This is a genomic window from Dysgonomonas termitidis (assembly GCF_054657735.1).
In genome coordinates this window covers 3,684,104-3,709,072 of record NZ_BAAHYD010000002.1, presented here as the reverse complement: position 1 = coordinate 3,709,072, position 24,969 = coordinate 3,684,104, and the positions used below count along the sequence as shown (strand labels likewise).

The 24,969-nt window shown below is 40.5% G+C and carries 13 protein-coding genes; 7 read left to right on the top strand and 6 right to left on the bottom strand.

The window, feature by feature from the left end:
* Positions 1 to 7: 7 nt before the first annotated feature.
* The 4 genes from ACYQ3L_RS19580 (at position 8) to ACYQ3L_RS19565 (ending at position 7,643) form a co-directional block, all read left to right on the top strand.
* Positions 8 to 1,933 carry an MGH1-like glycoside hydrolase domain-containing protein gene (locus ACYQ3L_RS19580; RefSeq protein WP_379995393.1) on the top strand — a complete coding sequence of 642 codons (1,926 nt, stop codon included), beginning with the start codon at positions 8 to 10 and terminating at the stop codon, positions 1,931 to 1,933.
* Between the two features lie 716 nt (positions 1,934 to 2,649).
* Positions 2,650 to 5,067, top strand: a complete 2,418-nt coding sequence (locus ACYQ3L_RS19575; protein ID WP_379995395.1) for a TonB-dependent receptor — start codon at positions 2,650 to 2,652, stop codon at positions 5,065 to 5,067.
* 37 nt (positions 5,068 to 5,104) lie between these two features.
* Complete coding sequence (locus tag ACYQ3L_RS19570; protein WP_379995397.1) at positions 5,105 to 6,328, top strand: DUF4374 domain-containing protein; 1,224 nt, start codon at positions 5,105 to 5,107, stop codon at positions 6,326 to 6,328.
* A 196-nt stretch (positions 6,329 to 6,524) separates the two neighbouring features.
* On the top strand, positions 6,525 to 7,643 hold the full coding sequence (locus ACYQ3L_RS19565) for a DEAD/DEAH box helicase (protein WP_379995399.1): 1,119 nt from the start codon (positions 6,525 to 6,527) through the stop codon (positions 7,641 to 7,643).
* A 55-nt stretch (positions 7,644 to 7,698) separates the two neighbouring features.
* Here ACYQ3L_RS19565 and ACYQ3L_RS19560 read toward each other — a convergent pair whose 3' ends face one another.
* Positions 7,699 to 9,885 carry a bifunctional alpha,alpha-trehalose-phosphate synthase (UDP-forming)/trehalose-phosphatase gene (locus ACYQ3L_RS19560; RefSeq protein WP_379995401.1) on the bottom strand — a complete coding sequence of 729 codons (2,187 nt, stop codon included), beginning with the start codon at positions 9,883 to 9,885 and terminating at the stop codon, positions 7,699 to 7,701.
* Between the two features lie 206 nt (positions 9,886 to 10,091).
* On the opposite strand from ACYQ3L_RS19560, the gene ACYQ3L_RS19555 reads away from it, so the two are divergent.
* From ACYQ3L_RS19555 to ACYQ3L_RS19545, 3 genes are all read left to right on the top strand, one after another.
* A complete protein-coding gene (locus ACYQ3L_RS19555) occupies positions 10,092 to 11,885 on the top strand; it encodes a glycoside hydrolase family 15 protein (protein ID WP_379995403.1) in 1,794 nt (597 codons plus the stop codon).
* Positions 11,886 to 12,145: 260 nt separating this feature from the next.
* Positions 12,146 to 14,527, top strand: a complete 2,382-nt coding sequence (locus ACYQ3L_RS19550; RefSeq protein ID WP_379995405.1) for a TonB-dependent siderophore receptor — start codon at positions 12,146 to 12,148, stop codon at positions 14,525 to 14,527.
* Positions 14,527 to 15,702, top strand: coding sequence for a PepSY-associated TM helix domain-containing protein (locus ACYQ3L_RS19545; protein WP_379995407.1), 1,176 nt, complete (start codon positions 14,527 to 14,529; stop codon positions 15,700 to 15,702). Before ACYQ3L_RS19550 ends, ACYQ3L_RS19545 begins: the two co-directional genes overlap by 1 nt.
* Positions 15,703 to 15,808: 106 nt before the next feature.
* Here ACYQ3L_RS19545 and ACYQ3L_RS19540 read toward each other — a convergent pair whose 3' ends face one another.
* The 5 genes from ACYQ3L_RS19540 to ACYQ3L_RS19520 all read right to left on the bottom strand — a co-directional run bounded on the left by ACYQ3L_RS19540 (position 15,809) and on the right by ACYQ3L_RS19520 (position 24,763).
* Positions 15,809 to 17,194 (bottom strand): DUF1080 domain-containing protein, encoded by a 1,386-nt coding sequence (locus ACYQ3L_RS19540; protein WP_379995409.1) that lies wholly within the window; start codon positions 17,192 to 17,194, stop codon positions 15,809 to 15,811.
* Between the two features lie 47 nt (positions 17,195 to 17,241).
* Complete coding sequence (locus tag ACYQ3L_RS19535) at positions 17,242 to 18,156, bottom strand: sugar phosphate isomerase/epimerase family protein (protein ID WP_379995411.1); 915 nt, start codon at positions 18,154 to 18,156, stop codon at positions 17,242 to 17,244.
* 96 nt (positions 18,157 to 18,252) lie between these two features.
* A complete protein-coding gene (locus ACYQ3L_RS19530) occupies positions 18,253 to 19,326 on the bottom strand; it encodes a disaccharide 3-dehydrogenase (RefSeq protein ID WP_379995413.1) in 1,074 nt (357 codons plus the stop codon).
* A 244-nt stretch (positions 19,327 to 19,570) separates the two neighbouring features.
* Positions 19,571 to 21,244: a SusR family glycan utilization regulator gene (gene susR / locus ACYQ3L_RS19525; RefSeq protein ID WP_379995415.1), complete on the bottom strand. Its 1,674-nt coding sequence runs from the start codon at positions 21,242 to 21,244 to the stop codon at positions 19,571 to 19,573.
* A gap of 204 nt (positions 21,245 to 21,448) precedes the next feature.
* Positions 21,449 to 24,763, bottom strand: coding sequence for a glycoside hydrolase family 2 protein (locus ACYQ3L_RS19520; RefSeq protein WP_379995417.1), 3,315 nt, complete (start codon positions 24,761 to 24,763; stop codon positions 21,449 to 21,451).
* Between the last annotated feature and the right edge of the window lie 206 nt (positions 24,764 to 24,969).

Below are 24,969 nucleotides of genomic sequence, written 5' to 3'. Positions count from 1 at the left end.
GAGCGAAATGAATAGATCAAAGATATTTATACTTCTGGCTGTTATTACGGGAATGCTTTTACATTCCTGTAAGGCCGGAGACAAAGCAGAACTTCAGAGAGAAGATTTGACCCTCAATTTTCCCAATTTGCTTAATGTAGTTCATACCCCACAGGGAAAAGTCAGGCAGGGGCAGGGCTATTTTACCGATTGCGGTTCGTGGATGGGCTTTTCAATACCCGGTAAAGAAGCAGGTTTCAGTGGATTTTGCGGCCCTGTCGATTTAGACCATCGTAAGTGGATCAGTAATTCCATTTGTGAAGTTTCGGTTCTAGATGGAAAGGGTACGCCTGTTGCATTAAAGCAAGATACGGCAATTTATTATCCGGGCAAATTGACTCTGAACCTGTCGGGCGATGCGCGAAGCATCCGGCAGGAACTGGTTTTCGTAACAGCCAATCATGCTCTATTGAAATGTAAATCGGATAATGAAGTTTATTTTGTGACAGAGGGATGTCTGAATGACAGCCTGATATGGAATAAAGAATCACACGGGATTACGGCATCTTTAAGAACCGGGGAAATAGTAATGATTAGTTTTCCTGAAGATATTTTATTGGAACTATCGGCAGACCGCTATATTGCTACATCGAAAGATATCGGAAAGCAATTCGATATTGTAATTTCTTATTTCAATACAAAAGAGGATTTCTTAAAAAAGAACGGGGAAATAGTTGATATTTTGACCAATTCCGAAGCTAAAGCCAAAGAACGCAATATATGCTGGAATCATTATATTAGGCAGAATCTCCGTCAGGATATGCCGGATAAGAATAACCGGATAATGGTAAAAAGCATCATGACGCTTATGAGTAACTGGCGCAGTCCCAAAGGGGCATTGCTGCACGCGGGCATTGTACCTTCGCATGCGATGAACTACTTTGTCGGATTCTGGGCATGGGATTCATGGAAGCATGCTGTTGCCCTGTCGTATCTTGATCCGGTTCTCGCAAAAGACCAGATACGGACGATGTTCGATTATCAGGATGATGCCGGAATGATTGCAGATTGTATCTATACCGATCCTGCCGGGAATAATTACCGTGATACGAAGCCTCCTTTGGCTGCCTGGGCTGTCAATGCAGTATTCCAGGCCGATAAGGACACTTCTTTTGTGGCTGAAATGTACCCGAAACTCCTCAGGTATCATCAGTGGTGGTATAAATACAGGGATCACGACCGGAACGGTATCTGTGAATATGGAGCTACCGATGGAACTTTGGAAGCTGCCAAATGGGAGAGCGGCATGGATAACGCCATACGTTTCGATGACGCAAAAATGGTGAAAAACGGTGAGAAAGCATGGAGTATGGATCAGGAATCCGTCGACCTGAATGCTTATCTGCAATACGAATATTCACTGTTGAAAGAGTTTGCTGCAATTTTGAATACTCCTTTTAACGAGCCGGACAGGAAAGACCTTATTCAGGATTATTTCTTCGATAAAGAGACAGGGTACTTTTTTGATAAGAAGCTGAATAAATCGTTCATAAAAGTATTCGGTCCCGAAGGGTGGACTCCGTTATGGACAGGGCTGGCAACTAAAGAGCAGGCAGATGAAACAGTTAAAATCATGTTCGATGCGGAAAAGTTCTCTACATATATTCCTTTTCCGACTGCTGCCGCAGATAATCCTGAATTTGCACCGAGGGGATACTGGCGGGGACCTATATGGATCGACCAGATTTATTTTGCCATATCCGGCATACGGAAGTATGGATATACAAAAGAGGCAGATATGTATACACAGCAGGTTTTCGATCGGCTGCAAGGCCTGGAAGACGATGCGCCGATACATGAGAACTATGATGTGTATACTGGAGAACGGCTAAAAGCCTCGCATTTCAGCTGGTCGGCCGCACACCTGTTTTTACTATATAAGGAATATAATTAAATTATCGGTCAGGACTCTGAATCTATTTAATCCTCAGGTATATAAGGAAGTATTTTTCCATATACTTGAGGATTGTCATTTCTCTGGGTCGCTTAAAGTTATTTTGGAGTATTGATTTTCTTCAAAAGGTAAAAGATATATCAATAAACAACTCGTAACTTGTAACTGTTAAAAAGTAACACCTTTTTAGCTATTAGCTGATAGCCGTTAGCCAATAGCTTATGTACAAAACTTGACAAACTTGACACATTTTCTACTATTTTCTATCTGTCATTTTTTTCCCTCCCTGCAAATCCCCCGAGGGGAAACAACGTTCGACAGAGTCAATTAGGGGCTTGTTCATTCTTTCAAAGAACTATAAACCAATAGCCAACAGCTAATGGCGTACTATATAGATAAAATATTTGTAAAAAAATAATTTATTATATTCAAGGTAACTTTTATCGCTGTATTTTATGTCATGTACTATGTGGTGTATGCAATCAAAAATTGCTTGTGTTCCAGGCCAGAATAGCGTTAATAATTGCTGCAGCCACGATGGACTGTAAATGGTATCGTGTAACTAAAACGTTGTTGCATAGGAGTTAATGGGCCTGTTTGTTGTAGTGTTCACTCATACTATTTAGGTATAAAATACTCTGCAAATACCTATTTATGGTGATTGTGAGGAGGGACGCGGTGTACTACTTTTACGCGTTCGAAAATTAAGAATCAAAATGAGTAACAAACTATTCGGAGCTAATCTTTTATGCTCTTTGCTTTTATTATTTTTTATAAGCAATACATTAAATATATCGGCCCAGCAATCAAAAAGTGGGATTATTACCGGGCGTGTGACGGATGCGCAGAAAAAAGCTGTTTATTCGATAGCTGTATCGGTAGAAGGAACTGCAATCGGGGAATATACAAGCGAGAGTGGAGAATTTAAGCTGGTCAACGTACCGCCCGGAAATCAGACTATTGTCGTATCGGGTGTGGGGGCAAAGACGGTCAGAGTAAATGTACTGGTCGAAGCGGGTAAAACTACCCGTGTCCCTGATGTTGAAATAGACAATTCCGTAGAATTACATGAAGTAGCTGTAGAAGGGAAAACCGAAGCCCGGCAAAAGCAGGAACAAGCTTATGCCATAACCGTGGTCGACCTTAAGCAGTCGTACAATACTGTAGCCCCCCTAAGCAAGATGCTGAGCAATATCTCAAGTGTCCGTATCCGGGAAGACGGAGGAGTAGGGTCTAATTACAATTTCAGTCTCAATGGCTTTTCAGGAAATCAGGTGAAATTCTTTCTGGATGGGATTCCGATGGATAACTTCGGATCTTCGTTCAACCTGAGTAATATCTCTGTGAATATGGCTGAACGTATCGAAGTTTATAAAGGTGTCCTGCCTGTAAGCTTAGGCGCCGATGCCTTGGGCGGAGCGGTGAATATAATCAGTCGCAAAGATGCCAACTATCTGGATGCATCATACTCTATCGGGTCATTCAATACGCACCGGATATCTCTGAATGGAGCTTATACTGACCTGAAAACAGGCTTTACCGTCCGCGCCAATACATTCTTCAATTACTCGGATAACGACTATAAAGTATTCGCTCCTATTAAGGATTTGAGTAACGGAAAAACAATTGAAGAACGATGGGTGAAACGTTTCCATGACGATTACCAGTCGATGGGGATAAAATTTGAAACAGGGATAACCAATAAATCATACGCTGATTATCTGTTAGCAGGCGTTATCCTGTCAAAGAACGATAAAGATGTACAAACCGGCGCTGTGATAGATGCTGTATACGGTGGTGTAAAATCCAAAAGCGAGTCGATGATACCGTCTATCCGCTACAAAAAGGATGATCTGTTCGTTGAAGGATTATCCGCTTCATTCTATGGAGCATACAGCATGGTCAATTCATTCAGCACAGATACTCTGGCACGCAACTATAACTGGCTGGGTGAATGGCAACCTTCTGATACAAAGGGTGAACGGGGAACTAATTCTTATACCGATTCCAAAATAAGGAATAGGGAGTGGGTAGCCAATGCCAATATCAGCTATATGATAAATAATCATCAGTCCGTTACGCTGAATCATGTGTTTTCATCTTTAAACCGGAAAATTCATGACAAGGTAGATCCTGACAATGAATCGAACAAAATACCTCAAAAATTGACGAAGAACATAACAGGTCTGGGTTGGCAGGTAAAATACGATAGGTGGAACGCCAATGTTTTTACTAAATTATACAGTACAAGCAGTTCTACCTATAAGATAATAAACCAGTATAAAGAAGATGAAAGACTCGATAAAGTAGATGACGATAAAACAAATGTTGGATACGGGGCTGCATTTACTTATTTTATTTTACCCAGATTACAGGCGAAAGTTTCTTATGAAAAGGCTTACCGCTTGCCGGAAAGCACCGAAATGTTTGGTGACGGACTTAATCAGTTGCGTAATCCCGATCTCAAGCCCGAGAGTAGTAATAATGCGAATCTTGGTTTTATCTTCGAACAGAATTTAAAAGAACATACAGTCTTCCTCGAAGGTAATTTTATATACAGGGATACGAAAGACTTTATATTAAAAGACCTGACAGAAGCTTCGGCTGTTACCGGTTATAAAAATATGGGGAAAGTTCTCACTAAAGGTGTAGAGGGCGGAATAAAGTATCAATGGAAAAACCGCCTTCATGCGGGAGCAAATCTGACTTATCAGGACATAAAGGATAATCAGAAGTATGAAGAGAATACGGGCACTTATGTAGGAAACGGAAAATCCGAGAATCTCAATTATAAGCGTCGTCTGCCTAATATCCCTTACTTTTTCGGTCATGGAGACATAGGGGTGCAGTTTCAGAATATAGGGCTAAAAGATTCAGAATTGTCTTTAGACTATTCGATCAATTATATGTGGAAGTATTATCTGTCTTTTCCCGGTCTTGGGGCAAAGTCGACCAAAGATGTAATTCCCGAACAGACTTCGCATGATATCTCCCTGGGTTACACGATGCAGAATGGGCGTTATAGCGTTATGCTGGAATGTACGAATTTCACGGATGAAAAATTATATGATAACTACAGATTACAGAAGCCGGGTAGGGCATTTAATCTGAAATTCCGTTATTTTCTGAAATAATAAACTATACAATCAGATTTACTTAATGAAAACGAGCATGAAATATATAAATAAAATTACAGCATATATAATCGCAGGATGTATCGTCTTATTTGCTTCCTCATGCGATGACGATGAATTTGGCACTGAAGAAATTCCTTTTGCTCCTTATGTTCTAAGCCTGGGGATTACATCCGGTGGGACAACAGCCTATTATCTCGTTACGGCGGAAGACCTTATGTCGGGGAACATCAATGCGGTAGGCAAAGGAATAGAGCAAAGCGGATTCCATGATTATGAGCAGGGCAACCAAACTATTTTTTGTGTGGGCGGTCTTGGAGTTACCAATACTACCGGAGTAGTAAGGGGAGGGGACGGTTACTTGCTTGAAAAAGGTGAATTTACTTTCAATCAGTCTCTCAGTGCATTTACACAGATTGACAATAACAGTATGATGGGAATAGAGATTCCCGGTAATGCTGAAGAGGGAAGTAATATAACGTTTTATAATGTTGATATTAACAGTGTTGCTATTACCAGTCGCAAGACTGCCCCGATAGCGCCTCTTTCCCAATTCGAATGGCCGAGTATTACTGGCTTGTGTATGAGCGGTAATAAGATTTACATGACTTACTTCCATATGAATCCGAAGACATACGAAACCAAATATACCGATACCACTTATGTTGCTGTATATTCTTATCCTGAAATGACATTGGACAAGGTGATGAAAGATACGCGTACAGGCCCGGCCGGATCGTGGTATGCGCATAATGGTATATTCAAGGTCGAATCGGGGGATATGTATATCATGTCTAATTCTGCCATTGCCAACGGATATTCGCAGAGTACGAAAAAAGCCGGATTTTTGCGTATACCGGCAGGCACGACCGGGTTCGACGATTATTTTTTCGATTTCGAGACTAAGTCGGGAGGCTTGAAACCTGCCCATGTAAAGTATATTGGTGACGGTCTGGTATTCGCTGAGGTTAGTACCATTAATCCCCAGACAGCAAATGACAGATGGGGAGATAAATCACTGGCATGCTATATAATAGATCTGAACAACCAGTCATTTAAAAAAATACCGGAGATTCCTGTACATGACGGGGATGGAGGACGCCGCTTTTCTGTCCTGGTTGACGGTGGATACGTTTATTTCCCTGTAAAGGTAAAGGATGAAGGCGTCTATATTTATCGTATCGATCCTAAAACGGCAACAGCGGAGCGGGGAGCTAAAGTCTCTACTAATTTTGTCGGTGGCTTTTTTAAACTTAATTGAAATATTGTTTGATCTTTCTGATCCGAAGAACCTGAGATATCGGTGAATAAATCAGGTTTATGTTGTTAAATCGATTATTAGTCTTACCTTTGTGGCGCAAACAATTTGTGTCGGTTCTATCCTGTGATTATTTCCCCCACGATTTTGCACATTAATAAATTAAAGATGACTGCCGGAAGAGCAGACTGAATATTAGATGACATCATTTCAAGAATTAAACATTATAGAGCCGATATTGAGGGCTCTGCAAGAAAAAGGATATACAAATCCAACCCCGATACAACAAGACGCAATCCCCGTAGTTCTCAAAAAGCAAGATATGCTTGGACTGGCACAAACCGGTACAGGCAAAACAGCAGCATTCTCGATACCGATTATACAACATTTGTATCAGAATAAAATAAGCGGAAGGAAAAGAGAAATAAGGGCGTTGATCATCACTCCCACCCGTGAACTTGCAATCCAGATTAACGATTGCATCAGGGAATATACCCTGTATACAGGATTACGACATTGTGTGATATTCGGAGGTGTGAAGCAAAAGGCCCAGACCGATGAACTACATAGAGGCATCGACATCCTTGTTGCTACGCCCGGGCGGTTACTGGACTTAATGAATCAGGGTTTTATAAGCCTGAATGCTATAACTCACTTTGTACTCGATGAAGCTGACCGGATGCTGGATATGGGCTTTATCCATGATATAAAGCGTTTATTGCCCAAACTGCCAAAGGATAAGCAGACTCTGTTCTTCTCGGCTACAATGCCTCCGGCTATAGCTGCACTTTCACGTTCTATATTAAGGAATCCTGTCAGGGTGGAAGTCGCTCCCGTTTCGTCCGTGGTGGATGTGATCGAGCAAAGTGTTTACTTTGTAGAAAAACAGGATAAGAAAGATTTGCTTATCAACTTACTGAAAAAAGATAAGAAACAATCGGTTCTGGTATTTTCCCGTACGAAGCACGGAGCCGATAAGATAGCACGTTTGCTTTGTAAAGCGGGGATTGGCAGTGAAGCCATTCACGGGAACAAATCGCAGAATGCCCGTCAAAGAGCATTGGAAAATTTCAAATCGCATAAGACCCGTGTACTTATTGCTACTGATATTGCCGCCCGCGGAATAGATGTCAATCAGTTGGAACTGGTTATCAATTACGATTTGCCGGATGTCCCTGAAACTTATGTGCACCGTATAGGACGTACAGGGAGGGCCGGTCATGGCGGTACGGCTCTGACATTTTGTGCTGAGGATGAACGGCCGATGCTTAAAGATATCCAGAAGCTGACAGGCAAAGTATTACCTGTCGCTATTTAAACCTATTTCCGGACAGGAATCCGGAAATAAAAGAAAAGATAAGGACCGGATATATTTAGATATAGCCGGTCTTTTTTCCCTTCATTAGTTTATTCAGAAATAGTACGGTTTGTTCCTGTGTCGGCAGATTGTACAATGCAGCATTGGAACTCTGGCCAACTTTAATTGTTATTGCATCTTGCGGCAATGCCAGAAACATCTCTTCATCGGTAGTATCATCTCCTATAGCCATTATGAAATCGTAGTTTCCTTTCCCGATCAACCTTCTGGCCTCCGAACCTTTGCTAATATCGCCGTATTTTACTTCTACTATCTTATTTCCTCTCATTATCTGTAAGTTGTTACGTGCACAAGGATTTAGCAAAGCATTGATAAGTTGGGTGACACGCAGGTCGGCAAGCCAGATGTCCACGTTCCGGTAATGCCACACCAGTGCCGTATCTTTTACCTCCATTTTCGAACGCGGGGTTCTTTTTACAATTTGTTTGATTATGTTTGGTATTTCCTCATCCCATTCTACTTTCTGGGCGGTTTGATACCATATCCCATCTTCCCGGTAAAAGGCACCATGTTCGGCAGCCAGTCCTATTGGCAGATGCCCAAGCCATTTATCGAGGGTTTGCTTGTCGCGCCCGCTACTTATGACTACATGATTTCCCGGGTAGGTACTTAATTCTTCCAATATTTTGAGCAGGTCGGGTGTCGGATATGCTTGCATCGGCTCTTTTCTGAATGGTGATAATGTTCCGTCATAGTCAAGTATAATCAGCCTGTTTTGAGTTTTATCATACGCTTGCTTAATGATATCGAAGTTCGTTTTTTCAACGATCTTTTGTTGCAATGCGTCGTTTTTGGATTTTATGCTGGTCAGCTCCTCTATAAAATCCTGGGCCCATTGATTGACTGTTTGAGTGGATATGATTTCCTGCATAGATGCTATGGTTTTTAACTGTTCATCCAAAGGCATTTCCAATGCTTGTACTATTGCATTCTCTATCTCTTTGGTATCTGTAGGATTCACTATGATGGCATCAGACAATTCTATGGAAGCTCCGGCCATTTCACTCAAAATAAGGACACCCGGCTCATTTCTCTTGGTAGCAGGATATTCTTTGGCAACCAGATTCATTCCGTCCCGGAGCGGGGTTACCAGGGCTATATCTGCTATATGGTAAAGGGCAGCCAGTTCCTCGAAATTGAATGCCCGGTAAAAGTAATAGACGGGAGTCCAGTCGATCGTTGAATGTTTCCCATTGATTGCTCCCACTTTCATATCTATATCCTTCTTTAGTTCGGCATAAATATCCACATTGTCGCGGGAAGGGGCTACAATCATTACCAATGAAACTTTACCTGTATATTCCGGATGATTGTCGAGAAACTCTTCAAAACTTTTGAGCCGGATCATAATTCCCTTGCTGTAATCCAATCTGTCTACAGATAAGATTAGCTTACCTGTTCCGAAACTCGCCCTGAGCTCTTCTGCATTTTTGTTTATATCGGGATTTAATAAAGCATTGTGGAACATATCATAGTTGATACCCATAGGGAAAGCATCCACATCGACCACGCGCCTGTCCATTTGTATTTCATCCAGATTACAATCCAGCTTCAATACCCGGTAAACAGCACTTATAAAGTGGCGCATATAGCTGTGAGTATGGAATGCCACTAGATCCGCTCCCAGCAGTCCGTTCAGTATTTCAGCCCTTTCGGGCAAGCCGCGAAACAATTCGTAAGAGGGGAAAGGAATATGGTGGAAATACCCGATGCTGATATCGGATACTTTATCCCGGATCATTTTGGGCAATAACATCAACTGATAATCCTGTATCCATACAATATCTCCGGGTTCTATAATTTCCAGAGCTGCTTCACAAAATAAATTATTGACCTCTTTATAAGCTTCCCAGTATTTGTTTTCGTAGTGCATATAGTTGGAGAAGTAATGGCAGAGCGGCCAAAGTACGCTATTGCTATATCCTTCATAATAGTTCTCTATCTGTTCGGGAGATAAATAGACCGGATGAAAGTTTTGCCCTTCGAGCTGGTCATCTATAATTTCTTTTTCTTTGCAATCGTCGAGGTACATTCCCGGCCAGCCGATCCAGTGCTTTTCCATCTTCATTTCCAACGAATCGAGACCTGTAGACAATCCTCCCGGACTGGATATTACTTTATATATGTTATTTTTTTCAACTATTTTGAGTGGTAACCTGTTAGATATTATAATAAGTTTCATCTTTTCGATTTTTAATAATTAAAAGTTGCCGGAGTATCCGGAGATATTCCTGACAATGTATTTCTTTCAGATCAGGGAAAGAAATAGATAGGAGTAGAAATGTGAATTAATACTAATTAAAACAGAGAAATAGCGTATTTGGTTCAATCAAAGGCTATATTGTGTTGTAAAGAACGTCATAATCATTGAATAAAAAAAATATAAACATGCATAATCTAAATTACGGAGTTATAGGGAATTGTAAGTCGGCGGCATTGGTATCTGAAAGCGGGAGCATAGATTGGCTATGTGTACCCAATTTTGATTCTCCGTCGGTATTTTCTAAAATTCTGGATAAGAAGTCAGGGGGAAGCTTCGCTTTCCTGGTATCGGAAGATTATAAATGTTCGCAGCAGTATCTGAAAGGTACTAATATCCTTTGTACCAGATTTGCATCGGATGAAGGGAGTTTCGAAGTACTTGATTTTATGCCCAGATACAGGACTATGCAAATGGATTACTTTTACCCTGCTGAGATTTACCGCTATATCCGTTTACTTGCAGGCGAGCCGCGTTTCCGTGTCAAATATGAACCTGTAATGAATTATGCGAAAGAAACAGCGGTTCACCGTAAATTTGAGGATTGCATAAAAACATCTTCGTGCGAAAATGTCAGGGATAATATGTATCTGTATTCAAGTATTGATTTTGATACGATACTAAATGAAGAAGAAATGATACTCAAAAAAGAGGAGTTTCTGATGTTATCCTATAGTCAAAAACTTGTCTCCATAGATATCGACCGGGTTTATCTCGAATACCAGCGGACCAAAGTCTATTGGCTGAACTGGAATAGCCGTTCCCGTAAATTTGTCCAATACAATGATGTCATATCCCGTAGTTTATTGATATTGAAATTGATGTCTACTCAGGATTCAGGGGCGGTAATCGCCGCTCTGACGACCAGTATGCCCGAAACGATAGGGGAGGTGCGCAACTGGGACTACCGCTTTTGTTGGATAAGGGATGCTTCCATGTCGATAGAAACTTTGCTGAAAATGGGACATCAGGCTTCGGCAAAGCGCTTTATGGGATTCATAAAAAGAATATTGAAATCTAAATCCGATTCTTTTCAGATTATGTACGCGATAGATGGCAACCGCATTCTCCGGGAGGAAATACTGGAGCATTTGTCAGGATATGAGAATTCTCAGCCCGTAAGAATCGGAAATGCAGCGTATAACCAGCGGCAAAACGATTCGTTGGGATACCTTATGGATGTTATCTACAATTATTATATTCATTTCCCGGGAACTTTGGACGAAATAGAAGAGATGTGGGAAGTAGTGAAAACTATTGTGAAAACCGTGGCTGTGGAATGGCGGAATACCGATCAGAGCATCTGGGAATTCCGGAATACGGAGAAGCATTTCGTGTTTTCCAAAGTAATGTGCTGGGTAGCACTGGATAGGGCTGTGAGCATTGCCACCTTCCTGAATATGCCTGAATATGAGATAGAATGGAAAGAACAGGCCGAACTTATAAAAAACGATGTATTGACAAACGGGTGGAATGAAGAAATACAGAGTTTTACCCAGGCATATGACAATTGTGATGTAGACTCTTCCCTCTTGTTGATGGAACAATACGGATTTATTGAACCGGATAATGAGAAGTTTATCAAAACCGTGAAGAAAATAAAGGAAGAATTGTTTTATAACGGGTTGATGTACCGGTATAAAAATAATGACGACTTTGGCTTGCCTTCTTCTTCTTTCACTATTTGTACATTCTGGCTGATAAGGGCATTGTACGTTACGGGCGAAACGGATGAAGCTTTGAAAATATTCAATGAATTGCTTACATATTCAAATCATTTGGGTTTATTCAGTGAGGATTTGGATTTTGATACGAAGAGGCAGTTGGGGAATTTTCCTCAGGCTTATTCCCATCTGGCATTGATAAACACGGCATTGTTATTCTCAGATGAGCGTCCATTCTCTAAATTTGTCAGGGCGTGATTTATAATAATTGTATAAGAGATAGATTTCGTACGGGGTAAGATCAGGTCAATGTTCTTGCTGTTACTATGTACGCTATTTTCTTTGTTATATATGTTATTGCCACATTTATCCCTTTAATTTAATTTTTCGTTTTTGGTATCACTATAATTTGGTATTAAATGGTATATATATAATCATATATGGTGATTGTCTGGAATGTGTCATTATCGTAGGTTTGTGTCGATTTTATTTCACAAATTGACATTTTAAATAAAGCGATGAAAACTTTGCGATTTTGTTTCATGGTTATGCTATTTATAACCAGTATATCTATACATGCCCAGAATACCCGTTCTACTGTATCGGGCACAGTTGTATCTCCAGATAAGATACCATTGGAGAATGTATCTGTTTCGATTGAAGGCACCCATTATGGGGCTTTAAGTGATGAAAATGGGAAATTCCGTTTCAGCGGGCCAATAGGCCAATATATGCTTGTTGTATCGTCATTGGATCATAAGCCTTACAAATCGGCTGTAAACCTAAAACGGGGAGAAAGTACGTTCAATATTGTATTGACGGAAAAGGCGCATGAATTAACAGAAGTGGTTGTTGAAGCCGGTGTAAATAGATTCTCGAACAAAGAGTCTGAGCATATAGCCAGACTCCCGCTTAAGAATCTTGAAAATCCACAGGTATATTCCGTAATCGGAAAGGATCTGATTAAAGAGCAAATAATCGTCAATTTTGACGATGCTCTTAAAAATAGTCCGGGAATAGATAAACTCTGGTCTTCTACCGGACGGGGAGGGGATGGTGCTGCCTACTTTACAATAAGGGGGTTCGCTGTTCAGCCGACAATGGTAAATGGGTTGGGCGGACAAACAAACGGAGGATTGGACCCTGCCAATATAGAACGTATAGAAGTCTTGAAAGGGCCTTCGGGTACACTGTTTGGCAGTAGTCTCGTTTCTTTTGGCGGATTAATAAATATTGTAACAAAGAAGCCATTTGAGAATTTTGCCGGTGATATATCATATACCATGGGTAGCTACGGGCTAAGCCGGATCGCCGCCGATATAAATACACCGATAGACAAGGAAAAGAAATTGTTGTTAAGGACAAATGCGGCCTATCAGTCAGAGAACAGTTTTCAGGACGCAGGTTTTAAGAAGTCTGTATTTCTTGCCCCATCTTTACTATATAAAGCAAATGATAGATTGTCGTTTACCGTGAATACTGAATTTTATACATCGGAAAGTACAAATCCGTTGATGGTATTCCTCAACAGAAGCCGGGAACTGGAATATAAGACACCGGATGCACTGGGGATGGATTATAAACGTTCATTTACAAGTAATGACATAACAATAAAAACACCTACCACTAAGCTGTTTGGTATGATGGAATATAAATTATCTGATAAATGGACGTCGCAAACATCTGTTTCGTACAGCAACCGTCAGTCGAAAGGTTTATACTCGTATGTGATGTTTCTCCAACCTCTCAGAGACGATTCATTGAGCAGATGGGTAGGTTCACAGAATACAACAGGGACAACAGTCGATATTCAGCAAAATTTTGTAGGAGACTTCAAAATAGGAAATATGAGAAACCGTCTGGTAGTAGGATTCGATTATTTCAACACCAAATCGAATAGCAGCAGCAACTATGTAGCGTTCGACACCATCAATAGTCAGGTAGCCGACCCTAACTATACAAATCTGAGTGCGGCTGCCGTAAATGCCAAGTTGTCGGGATATAGTCCGTATTTATCAAATTCGAATGCAAATACATATAGCGTATATTTCTCGGATGTATTGAATGTTACCGACCGACTCTTGTTAATGGCCAGCTTGCGACTCGATTACTTTGACAACAAAGGTTATTACGATGTTAACAGTGGTGAAACATCAGGGGATTACAGTCAGACAGCTTTCTCTCCTAAGTTTGGGGCCGTTTATCAGATATTACCGGAAAAACTTTCTATTTTTGCCAACTATATGAATGGTTTTGAAAATGTAGAGTCTTCGCTTCAGCCGGATGGTTCTGTCCGTACGTTCAAACCAAAGCAGGCGAATCAAATCGAAGGAGGCATTAAAACATCATTGTTTGATGGAAAACTGGTCGGTACAGCGAGCTATTATGATATATATGTGACTAATGTGGTTCGTCCTGATCCCGAACAACCTAATTTTACAATTCAGAACGGAGATGTTTATAGCCGTGGTGTCGAGTTTGACTTTACAGTTAATCCCATAGCAGGTCTTAGCATTATTGCCGGATATAGTTACAACGAAAGCGTAAACAAAAAGACAAGTCCATCTGTGGATGGTCGCAGGGAGATAAGTGCAGGTCCCAGAAATTTAGTAAACGGATGGGTAAGTTACACTATACAAAATGGTGTTGCTAAAGGGCTTGGATTCGGATTCGGTGGTAATTATGCAAGTGAGAATGCAATAACTAATACTGCAGAAACAGGCCGATTCGTTATCCCTGCATATACGATATTGAATGCCACCGCTTTTTATTCTACAGGTGCATTCCGTTTTGGCTTGAAGGTGGATAACCTGACCGATAAAAAATATTGGAAAGGCTGGAGCACCGTTGAACCTCAAAAATTAAGACAGGTAATCGGAAATATTTCATTTCACTTTTAATGAACACAAAACAAAAGAAAAGCTTTTCACTCCGTAAGGTGTGCCATTGGGCGCACCTTTGGCTTGGTTTAATATCCGGGATCATTGTTTTTATTATAGCCATCACCGGTTGCATTTATACATTTCAGGAAGAACTACGTGGCATCTTTCAACCTCAGCAATCTGTTGTAATGGAAGATAAGCCGTTTTTGTCACCCCATCAGCTCAAAGAGAAGGCAGAACCATATGTTTTCAAAGCTCCCGGTGACAGCCTGAATGCAATTTATGGAGTAAGCTATAGTAAACGCGACAAACCCGTTACAGTGGCATATAACCATAGCGAAAAAGGATATACTCTTCTGTTGTTAAACCCTTATTCGGGCGGATATATTGGAGAACAAACTTATAGTGGCGACTTTTTCGGTTTTATTCTTTCCGGCCACCGCAATCTTTGGCTACCTTATGCAATAGGGCATCAGATAGTGGGCTGGGCAGTTGTTGTATTTGCGATAGTGACAATAACCGGAATTGTGCTGTGGATTCCCCGCAAATGGAAGAAAAAGGCTGTAAAGGCGGGATTGGTTATAAAGCGGAAAAGCAGATCATTTATGCTATTCTACGAGTTGCATAAGGTATTAGGATTTTATACGGTTCTGTTTGCTTTTATTTTCGCTCTTACAGGCCTGACATGGAGTTTCAAATGGTATTCAAATGCTTACTATAAAGTAATCTCCGGAGGAGAGGAGTTAAAAGAATGGACTCCGGCTTTGTCCGATACTACTTTGATTCCCTCATTTTCAAATCCGGACGACGTATTGTGGGAGCGTGTCAGGCAGGAATACAAAATAGGTGAACAAGGTGTATTTATATTTGATTTTCCTATCGGGGACACAGGTGCTTACCGTATTTGTTTCAATTCGGCTGATAATAATGAGACGTATTACAAGCGGCATTTTCGTTTTTTTGACCGTAACTCATTGCAGGAATTGGAAGGCGGAGGTATATATGGTATAAGTTATGAGGGTTCTTCCAATGCTGATAAGTTTTACCGTATGACTTATGATATCCATGTTGGGGCGATAGGTGGTTTACCGGGCAAAATAATCATGTTTCTGGCAAGCTTTATCATAGCCAGCTTACCTGTGACCGGTTTTATGATATGGCTTAAGAAAAAGAAGCCGAAAGAGGGGAAATGAATTGGAATAACCAGCATTAAATACCCTGATGAGGCTGTCTGTTACAATGCAGGCAATATGTGCTGTTATAATTTTTTGGACCAAATCAGTATGGGTAATGCAATATTCATAGTTTAATCTGGGGCTTATACATCTCCAGCTGCATCAGGTTGCATTCTTTTTTCATGCGTATGGAATACTCCAGTTTTCCCACCTCAGGGCTGATGTTGTTTGATCCAAAAGTGAATTTTATACCTGCTTTTTTAGCTTTCATGATAATGGCTTTATTGGGGATGCGATACAACTCATTTATTTCTAAAGCCATACCGCTTTTAGCAAGGGCATCGATAACTCTGTTCATTCTGTCTTCGGTCCAGAATTCATCGTAGCGGTCATTCATTTGCTCTGGAAGAAAGAATGGATTGACATATACATCGGCAGGTTCTCGCAAAACCGAACATATTTTATCTACAATCATATCCATATATTGCTGCTCATCATTAATCTTAACTTCCTCATTTATCCATAAGTGTACCCGGCGGTTTTTCATGTCATTAAAGGTCAAGGCGTCAGTGAAAACGAAGTCGAACCCGTCGCGGGCCTTTTCCGAGAAAGTAGTCACCCATTCACGCCCTTCACCCTGCATAGCCAGTATGAAAGGTTGGGTGCGCATCGTATCCAGAAAGTTAAAGACTTCTTTATCATTTGTAATAGGGAAGCCGACTCCGCAATTAGGGGCAACTACATAATTGATTCCCGCCTTTCTTGATTGTTTAGCTGCGGATTCTTTCGTAAGTCCTCCTTTTAAGTGTACATGATAGTCGAGTACAGGGAAATCTTCCTGGTGGAGATGAAGTATATCATCGTTTTGTTCGTCTTTGGCAATGGTTAGTTGAGCGGGAATATTTATATCTTTTCTATTGAGGGTTTCAATCGAAATACTTTTAAACTCTATATTTCCGCTACCTTTGCTCGCCAGTGAAATTGTACCCTCGGATAGAATGCATTTATCGTTTGGTGATATACGTAAGGGATGCGCAGGTTCTAAATATTCAACGACAGGTTCCCCGTTTATTTTTACAATAATGGATTGGCCTTCTACCCGGATATTCATAGTAAACCACTGATCGTCTTTTACCAGGCTTTTGGTAAGATTGCGTACAGATAGCAGGCTACCGGTCATTCTCCACCATATGGGATCTGAAATATTATTGTTGATTGCTATCCGGTAACCCTTACCCGAAGATTCGTCTGTATGGAAACTTATAAAGCCTTTCCCGTTTTGTGTGGTCCGTAATACCAGATTTAAGTCAAAGTCTTTATATTCACCGTTTTTCAGGGTGGCACGGGAGTCTGGTCCCGAGAGTATTAACATACTATCATTTACCGAAACATTACCGGAGGTTTTCCAGTTTTTGTCGTTATGCCCATTGAATAATATCCTGCTTTTTGAGTTCGTGCAAGAACTTAAACAAATGAAACTTATGATAAATAATATTATGGTCCTACTCATAAAATAAAAAGGCTTAATTGTTTTTTTTACAGAAAGAGGATATTTGCTTACTTACTGTAGCTTGCTTTCACAAATTGAGCATTGAGCAAATAATCCAGGCTGCTTTTAATACTTTCTTCAATTGTACTACTGTATTTTTCAACTTCAACTATAATATGTTTTACTCCGGCTGTTTCAGCATTCTTAAAGATGGCATCGAATCCGACCATCCCGCTTTGTCCGATTTCACGATGGTCCTTAATATGCAGGACAGAGAACCTGCCGGGGTATTTATTGAAATAATCGACAGGACTATTTTTGCCTATTACCACCCAATACACATCCATCTCAATAAACACGAATTCAGGGTTTGTATTCTCTATCAGATAGTCCATCATCACCACTTTGTCCTCTACTTTCTGAAATTCATGTGCATGATTATGATATCCGTATTTCAAACCACTCGCTTTACATCTTTTACCTATCTCATTGTAGTAATCGCAATATGTTTTCAAGTCTTTAACAGTCTTAGGTACCTCCAGCCATGGAGTTACTATATAAGTCATCCCGGCATCTTTATGTGCCTTAATCGCTATATCCCACCATTTCAACGATTCTGAAAAATCACCGGAAGCCAGCTCCTCCTGAGTAAGAGGTTTTGTGCAGTGAGAAGACAACACTTTCATCCCGGCAGTTTCCACGTCTTTTCTAAATTCCTGCGGGGTACGGTTATAAAATTTACCATCATTGTATCCGGCGGCTTCTACAGCAGTATATCCCATTTGTGCCAGTTCTTTCAGTATAGCTGTATAATCGGTATCATACTTACCGGTCTGATCCACATAACTGCCAATCCTATCCCTGACAGAATATAATTGTATCGCTATATCTTTTTTTACATTTTTTTTGTTCTGTGCCGGAATTGCTTGCGGCAATATTATTAATAAAGCTAATACCAGCAGTAAATAAAACTTATTTTTCATGATATTCATTTCTAATTTGTAAATACTAAAACAACTCCACAGGAGAGTCCTTAAACTCCCCAAATGGAGCTGACAACCAAACCCTTGTTGTAAATATTATATTTGTTGTAACAGGCCATACCCGTTTTTCATTGTTTTTCTTCTTTGCAGGATTTTCTCAAGTGTTTGTATTTCCCCTATAGCCGGCAGATCCTTGCTCTTGGCATCTTCCAGAAATTCCCATGCATACTCTGATGATATAGCCGAATCACGCAGTGTAGGTAAGTCGGGATGTCTGATACCCGATTCTATAGAGTCAGCAAACAGATTACATAATACGTCTATATTTTTACCACCGAATGCCCTCTCTTCCCGTATAGTTTGAGTTACTCCGTGTAATTCAACCACAGCTGTTTTAAAATCGTGCGTCATGCGGGCAATACCTTCTGTCCCGATCATATCTATATATGAGTTGTGGGTCTGCTTCGCTGATAATTGTCCATATACGTGTCCCTGAGTAATATCGAAAACAACGCCGTTCTCAAATGTACCATGACATTGCAGCCACCACGGATCTTTATAATTCCACATCCGTACAGCCTGCGCGTTCCAAGTTCTGAAATTGCAGTCGGTATACCAGCGCGCAATATCTACATAATGCATTCCGCAATCATGGAATGACGGTCCTTCATATTCATGCCCTTCTCCCGGAGCAAGCCCTGGTGTAAGATGGCATATGCGTATGATGGCCAATTCTCCGATTTCGCCTTTCTGTATAAAATCCTTGATTAATTTATGATACCACGAGTTGCGCAGATAAAGATTTACTGTTGAGAAAAGATCTGTACTTTCTGCAGCGCTGACGGCGCTCCACTCTCTTGTAATAGTATCGGCAATTGGTTTCTCGGAGATAACATGCTTTCCGCTCTGGATCGCTTTTTCTATTTGCTCTTTTCTTGAATTGGCCAGGGCAAACAGGCCTACAACCTGTACTGTTGGGTCATCAAATATTATCTGTTCGTTTTCTATAATTTCAGATTCAGGAGATAGTTTTCTTGCCAGTTCCCGTGAACTTGGGCTTACATCACATATATAAGCTATATTCCACCGTCCACTCTTCTGCATTTCCTGAAGATAAAATCTTCCCATCCTGCCAAAGCCTATCAGCCCGACTTTAATTCTAGTATTCATGCTATTAACGATAAAAGATCATTTGTAAATTTATAAGAGGAAAAACGTCAGGTAAAAATGTTTCAGTTGTCTTTCAAGATAAAGAAAACAAACTGATCTTCCTCTTGTAACAAAGCTAATTCCAAATAATGATGGCAGGTTTTTCTGAATAGTATTTTGTAGAAATGCATAAGTCGTATAGTTTTGATATATAGTTTGTAATGTTTTTTTAAATGGAAAAAAATGTAGACTGGTTAGAATTAATTTATTCAGATTTCCTGTTTATTGTTCCTATTTTCAAGACCATTTCTTCAAACTCGTCACGATTGGAAGCGGCCTTGTTTCTCATCTTTGTCCGGTAATTATAAATTGTGCTCATAGAACAACGTAAGAATCCTGCTATTTTACTGCTGTCTGTTATTCCTAACCGTAACAATGCATAGATTCGGAGCTCTTTATTTAACAGATCTTCCGTTTTAAGTGTAATTTGTTCTTCTTTGGCTAAAAGGGAATTGAACTCGGAAACAAATGTCGGATATAGGCTTAAAAAAGTATTATCGAAATGTGCATATAATTCATCCAGCTCTTTATCTACGGCCGTAGTGGATTTTAATTTTTTTATCAGTTCTTCGTAATGCCTGTTTATGCCTAATTTGTAAAGGGTTTTACGATGATCCTCCATTTTGTCGATATAGTTCGAGCAGAGATCCAGAAATTGGGCGATATACTGTTCCTTGATTTGGTTTGACTCCCATAGCTGCTCATTCCGCTCGTTCAGCAGGTTATTGGTTCCATTGATATCTTCATTCAAAGCAATCAGTTTTTTGTTGGTTCCGGACAGTTCTTCCTTGATACGGGATAATTTTTTCATTTGCTTATAGATATACGTAACCAATAAAATCAGGAACAGGGATAGTAAACTTATCAAAACGAGGTAAGTTTTTAATTTACTGTTTGTCTTTGCCTCCTTAGCCTGATACGAGGCATTGATGATCGAATAGAACTTTGACATTTCAGCGGTACGGAATTGAACCCCCGAAAATACGGCATCTTCGATAGCGGATTGTGTATATTTGAAAGCCTTGGAGATATCGTCACTGTTATAATATATTACTGCCAGGCGCTGGAAAGAAGCGTTTTCCTTGATCGAATTTTTTATATCGGCGATGGCCGACATGGTATAATATTTCTTTTCCAGTTCGGCATTGCCTTTCATGCCGTTTATTGCTCCAAGATAATGAGTAATCAAGGCATATTCGGGAGTGTCGATATCTTCGGTATTGAGTAGATCATTCAGCAATTCCAATGCTTTTTCCGTATTACGCAAAGTGATATATCTGTGAGCAATATTGATTTTATATAGAAAAGAAGATTGGTCTAAAACACTTAATAACGAATCTCTGTACATTTCAACCTGATGATAGTATTTGCTTTGGTTGCTTGTAGCCCCGTAGTGTTCGTAAAAACGGGAATAAGTCTCATAATAATCCGCTAAAAGTTCCTTAGGGAGTTTACGGGAATCGAGACTTGTCAGTATTTTTTCCGATTCGAGCAATCTTCCGGCATAAGAATAAACATTGGCAAGATTAATATCTGAATTATATTTCAGATTCTGGCTATCCAGCGATTTTGCTATCTGTACGTTTCTTTCCGCATAATGTATTGCCGAATCCAGTTTAAATTTCTTATATTCGCTATATAGCTTGAGGTTTATTTCATATTCATATTCCAATGAAGGAGCTTTCTTTTCCAATAGCTTTTTCAGGCTATAGATTCCTTTTTCCTTCTGCTCTGTAAACTGTTCCTTGTTATTGATTATATGATCCAGATAATCGGACATGGACTTAAGGTCATCTTCTCCATATAATGAAATAGAAAAAATGAAGAAGAAAAGAGATATAATATAATACTTTTGGCGTATGCTTCTTTTGTTTTTCATGGTTCTTTACAACCTTGTTGCGGTGCCCATTTATTTGTTGAAATACAAATGTATCTGATTATATTTAGATGGAAAATGATATAGGGTAATTTTTGTATTTATTCACATAGTGCATCCTGTTTTTGTAAAACAATCCTGTCCTTATCATGAAGGACAGGATTGTTTTCTTTGGTTTAATTGGTATTATCCGTATTGAAGGCAAACTTATCTTACAACAGACGATAATACCTGTTTCATAAAGTTTTTATCCGCAGAATCGAAGCGGATATTTGCCTTTAGCTGGAAATTATTCTTTGGATTCACGAGCTTTATCACCATATGGTTCCAACCCTTATCCAGCATGATATTAGGAATTCTGTTCTCGTCTTTCCCCGCAATTTCCATTGAAGCTATCTGATGATTATTAAGGTAGACGGTTATACCGCCTTCCAATACTGAATACATATCCAGGCTGGGCATATCCGGCTCGGCCAGTAAATTGCTCAGAGAGCGCGGGCTATATATCCAAAAGCTCATATAGGCCACAGGTACCCGGTCTCTTTCGGGTCTGGCTAAGGTGAAAACTCCGTTATTGTCACTGGTGGTTACTATCCAACTCTCATTGCCGGAGATGGTCTTTAATTGCGGAACAATAGAAGATTCGCCATCTATAAAATCGGTAGATAATAACTTGTCGACACTCTGAGTGTTTTTACTTAAAGGGCCTAGCAATAATGCCCTGTGTAATTTGGCGCCGGCATCGAGAGCCTGCATATCCTTTATATTATCGTTCGATATAGTGGCTCCCAGATTGGATAATATTTTTGTCAACAAAGAGGTTGTTTCTGTTGAGATTTCACTGAGATCCAACGAAGAAATGATAATCTCTGCATTTCCTGATTTTATGGAAGCGATTACTATATCTGAGCCTTTTGCTTCACGTTCGCTGCGAAAAACATTTCCCGTCTTGGATGTTTCAGGACGGTAGTTCCAACGCTGCCAGTCTGTGTTGCATGCTCTCAGTATAACATCTGCTTTCATCGCAAAATCACCCGATAGCCCATAGTGCATGGCTGTTCCGCCGCGCTGAATCAGTTCCGAAAAATAAAAATCGGAATGATTCAGTCCTTGCAGGAGTAAAGGTTCCCCCTCTTTCAGGAATGATGTAGCCTCTCTTTCTTCTAATGCGACAGCGTATGGCATAATTTTATTAATAAAGTCCGCCGACTGCCTGTTAACACCCATTACAAATATCTTTGCCCCGGCTTCTATAGCTTTCTGTATTTTGGTTAACTGGCTTTGAGTATTGTCCATCAGATTGTTGCCATCGATAATAATGAGGCTCTTGTTCGTTACTTTCCCGTCCGAGAGAACTTTTAAACCAATGTTTTCCAAATTTTCCTTCAACCTGGAGTTTTGGCCTGTGTATAAGATAATCGCATCTACAGGACTTACTGTATTTTCACTTTCGGCCGTATCTTTTATTTTTCCGCTATAAGGAAGTATAGGTGTGGCATTTGCATTCCGCACGGCTTCGAATAGCGGCCATGTGCGGTACAGGGGTAACGAGGAGTCGTAACCCGGATTTAATGTGGTGGTATATGGCCCTAATCTTTCGGGTTGCATACCATATGCACCTTCATCGAATCCGAAGAAAATACCGTCATCGGCTGCAGGCGCGCGTTTTGTGTTCTTCAACCCCAGTTCGAGAGGTTGCAAAGCATACCAGGCCAGATTAAATATAGAGCTGTAAGATGCGTTCAGCTCCCGCTGCGTCCTGATTAGCGCATAGCTCTCGATGGCAACGGCTTCCATTCGCCCCTGCATACTCTCATATGCCCTGTTACCATTGTACTCGGAAGCCTGCTTTGGTGTGCCGTAATATGCCATACTTTGTTCTCCTATACCCCACGGTTTACCTTCCGATGACCATTTCTTCATACCGTCCTGACCCCCATAATGTCCTATTACCGTAGGTAGTATTGTAGGGCGGTCAGTCTCTCCGTCTCCGGAAATCCAGGGGCGGGTAGGGTCTGCTTCCATTGTGATTCGTACCCATCTGTTAATTTCATCCAATTGCTTCTGGATAAGTGATTCAGGGGCTTTGAAAACATGCATCACTACCGGAACAGTCTCATTACATACACTCCATCCAAATACCGAAGCATGGTTTTTATCGCGTTTTATCAGCCGGCGGATGTGTGCGGCACAACTTTCCCAATAGTCATCACTATCGATTTTCGGGCCTCCGTCGCTCGACCATATTCCTGTTTCGTCCAGCACGCATATTCCCATTTCATCCGCAACATCCAGATAGAAGCGCGGAAAAGGCTGAGCATGGAAGCGTACTGCATTGGCATTGGCGTCTTTCAGCATGCTGAACCATGCCCATGTATAGCGGCGGGTCATTTGAGGCACACCCATAAAGTGCCATGAGTCACCCTTTAATGAGACCGGCTTCCCGTTCAGTAGAAGACGGTCGCCGGATATAGTGAATTGCCGCCAGCCAAATCTGTCTTGTTTTATGTCGATTGTCTTGTCGTTTTCCTTCAGGTTTACTACAGCGCCGTACAGGTTAGGCGTGTCTGGATTCCAATAGTCCAATTCATCCGAAACAGCTCTTTGTATGGTTATTTTGGTTACGGTATTTGCTGGTAATACCACTCTTTTCTCTTCAGGAAAAACGAGGGATGCTTTTGCGGCAAGTTCGCTCTTTTCTTCGGGACTTTCATTTATTGAGCGGCCTGCCAGGTTATACCATTTTCTTATCTCCGTACTCAGGGTTATTGTTTTCTTCCGGGCAGTGGTATTATTAATTTCGAGCTCTATCGTGAGATTCCTGCCCTTTACGTCCGGTTGAATAAAAATATCCTGTATATACACAGGATTATATGCGAATAAATATACATCCTGCCATATCCCGGCCATCTCTATACCCCACATTGATCCTCCCACATAAGTGCGACGGCCGTATTTCCCGGGCTCGTCGAACAAGCTTCCTTTGGCAACGCCGACCATGATTTCATTTTCCTGCCCGGCTTTGATATACGGGGTGATATCGGCTTCAAAGGGCAGGAATAATTCGAAGTTTTCCGTTACTTTCTGTCCGTTCACATATACTTCGCTTTTCCCCATTACACCTTCGAAGTGAAGAATTATTTGTTTTCCGTTCCAACCGGCCGGTACTGATATATTTTTCTTCATCCAGCCTATCCGGGCTTTTTCCCATTCTTTAGGATAACTCGGGTAGGCGACAAAATCACCGCCTTGTCCGTCAGTAAAATTGTTTACATTCCACGGCGATGGTATTTTTATTGAGACATTATCTTTTTTGAACACGGACGGGACTTTAAAATCAGAAGCTTTTGCATTATAAACGGGCATGAAATCCCATTTCCCGTTTAAACATAATTCCTGACGGTAAGGCTTTTCCTCTTCATTAACTAATCCTTTTATGGGATTAAACGGAAATTTATAGTCTATCCGGGATTGTGGCAGCACCTTATTTGTACATACCATACACAGTAGGATAGCTGCCATAAGTTTTAAATAATTTTTTTTCATGAAATTGGTGTTTGTATAATAATTTAAGACAATACGTTTTAACCATCCGGTAAGCACACAACTTTTACCAGAAGGATTATACAAATAAAGAAGGAACCGATTAACAGCCCGGTTAACTTTTGGGTAAAAAAAAGATTAAAATGTAAAGTCTTATTTATTTATATAAAAATAATGAAATAAAA

What these genes read in the sequence shown, in the direction of transcription:
- ACYQ3L_RS19530 (WP_379995413.1), bottom strand. Translation starts at nt 19,326, where the DNA reads ATGAATACTAGAATTAAAGTCGGGCTGATAGGCTTTGGCAGGATGGGA.
- ACYQ3L_RS19555 (WP_379995403.1), top strand. Translation starts at nt 10,092, where the DNA reads ATGCATAATCTAAATTACGGAGTTATAGGGAATTGTAAGTCGGCGGCA.
- ACYQ3L_RS19580 (WP_379995393.1), top strand. Translation starts at nt 8, where the DNA reads ATGAATAGATCAAAGATATTTATACTTCTGGCTGTTATTACGGGAATG.
- ACYQ3L_RS19550 (WP_379995405.1), top strand. Translation starts at nt 12,146, where the DNA reads ATGAAAACTTTGCGATTTTGTTTCATGGTTATGCTATTTATAACCAGT.
- ACYQ3L_RS19535 (WP_379995411.1), bottom strand. Translation starts at nt 18,156, where the DNA reads ATGAAAAATAAGTTTTATTTACTGCTGGTATTAGCTTTATTAATAATA.
- ACYQ3L_RS19560 (WP_379995401.1), bottom strand. Translation starts at nt 9,885, where the DNA reads ATGAAACTTATTATAATATCTAACAGGTTACCACTCAAAATAGTTGAA.
- ACYQ3L_RS19545 (WP_379995407.1), top strand. Translation starts at nt 14,527, where the DNA reads ATGAACACAAAACAAAAGAAAAGCTTTTCACTCCGTAAGGTGTGCCAT.
- ACYQ3L_RS19570 (WP_379995397.1), top strand. Translation starts at nt 5,105, where the DNA reads ATGAAATATATAAATAAAATTACAGCATATATAATCGCAGGATGTATC.
- ACYQ3L_RS19520 (WP_379995417.1), bottom strand. Translation starts at nt 24,763, where the DNA reads ATGGCAGCTATCCTACTGTGTATGGTATGTACAAATAAGGTGCTGCCA.
- susR (WP_379995415.1), bottom strand. Translation starts at nt 21,244, where the DNA reads ATGAAAAACAAAAGAAGCATACGCCAAAAGTATTATATTATATCTCTT.
- ACYQ3L_RS19540 (WP_379995409.1), bottom strand. Translation starts at nt 17,194, where the DNA reads ATGAGTAGGACCATAATATTATTTATCATAAGTTTCATTTGTTTAAGT.
- ACYQ3L_RS19565 (WP_379995399.1), top strand. Translation starts at nt 6,525, where the DNA reads ATGACATCATTTCAAGAATTAAACATTATAGAGCCGATATTGAGGGCT.
- ACYQ3L_RS19575 (WP_379995395.1), top strand. Translation starts at nt 2,650, where the DNA reads ATGAGTAACAAACTATTCGGAGCTAATCTTTTATGCTCTTTGCTTTTA.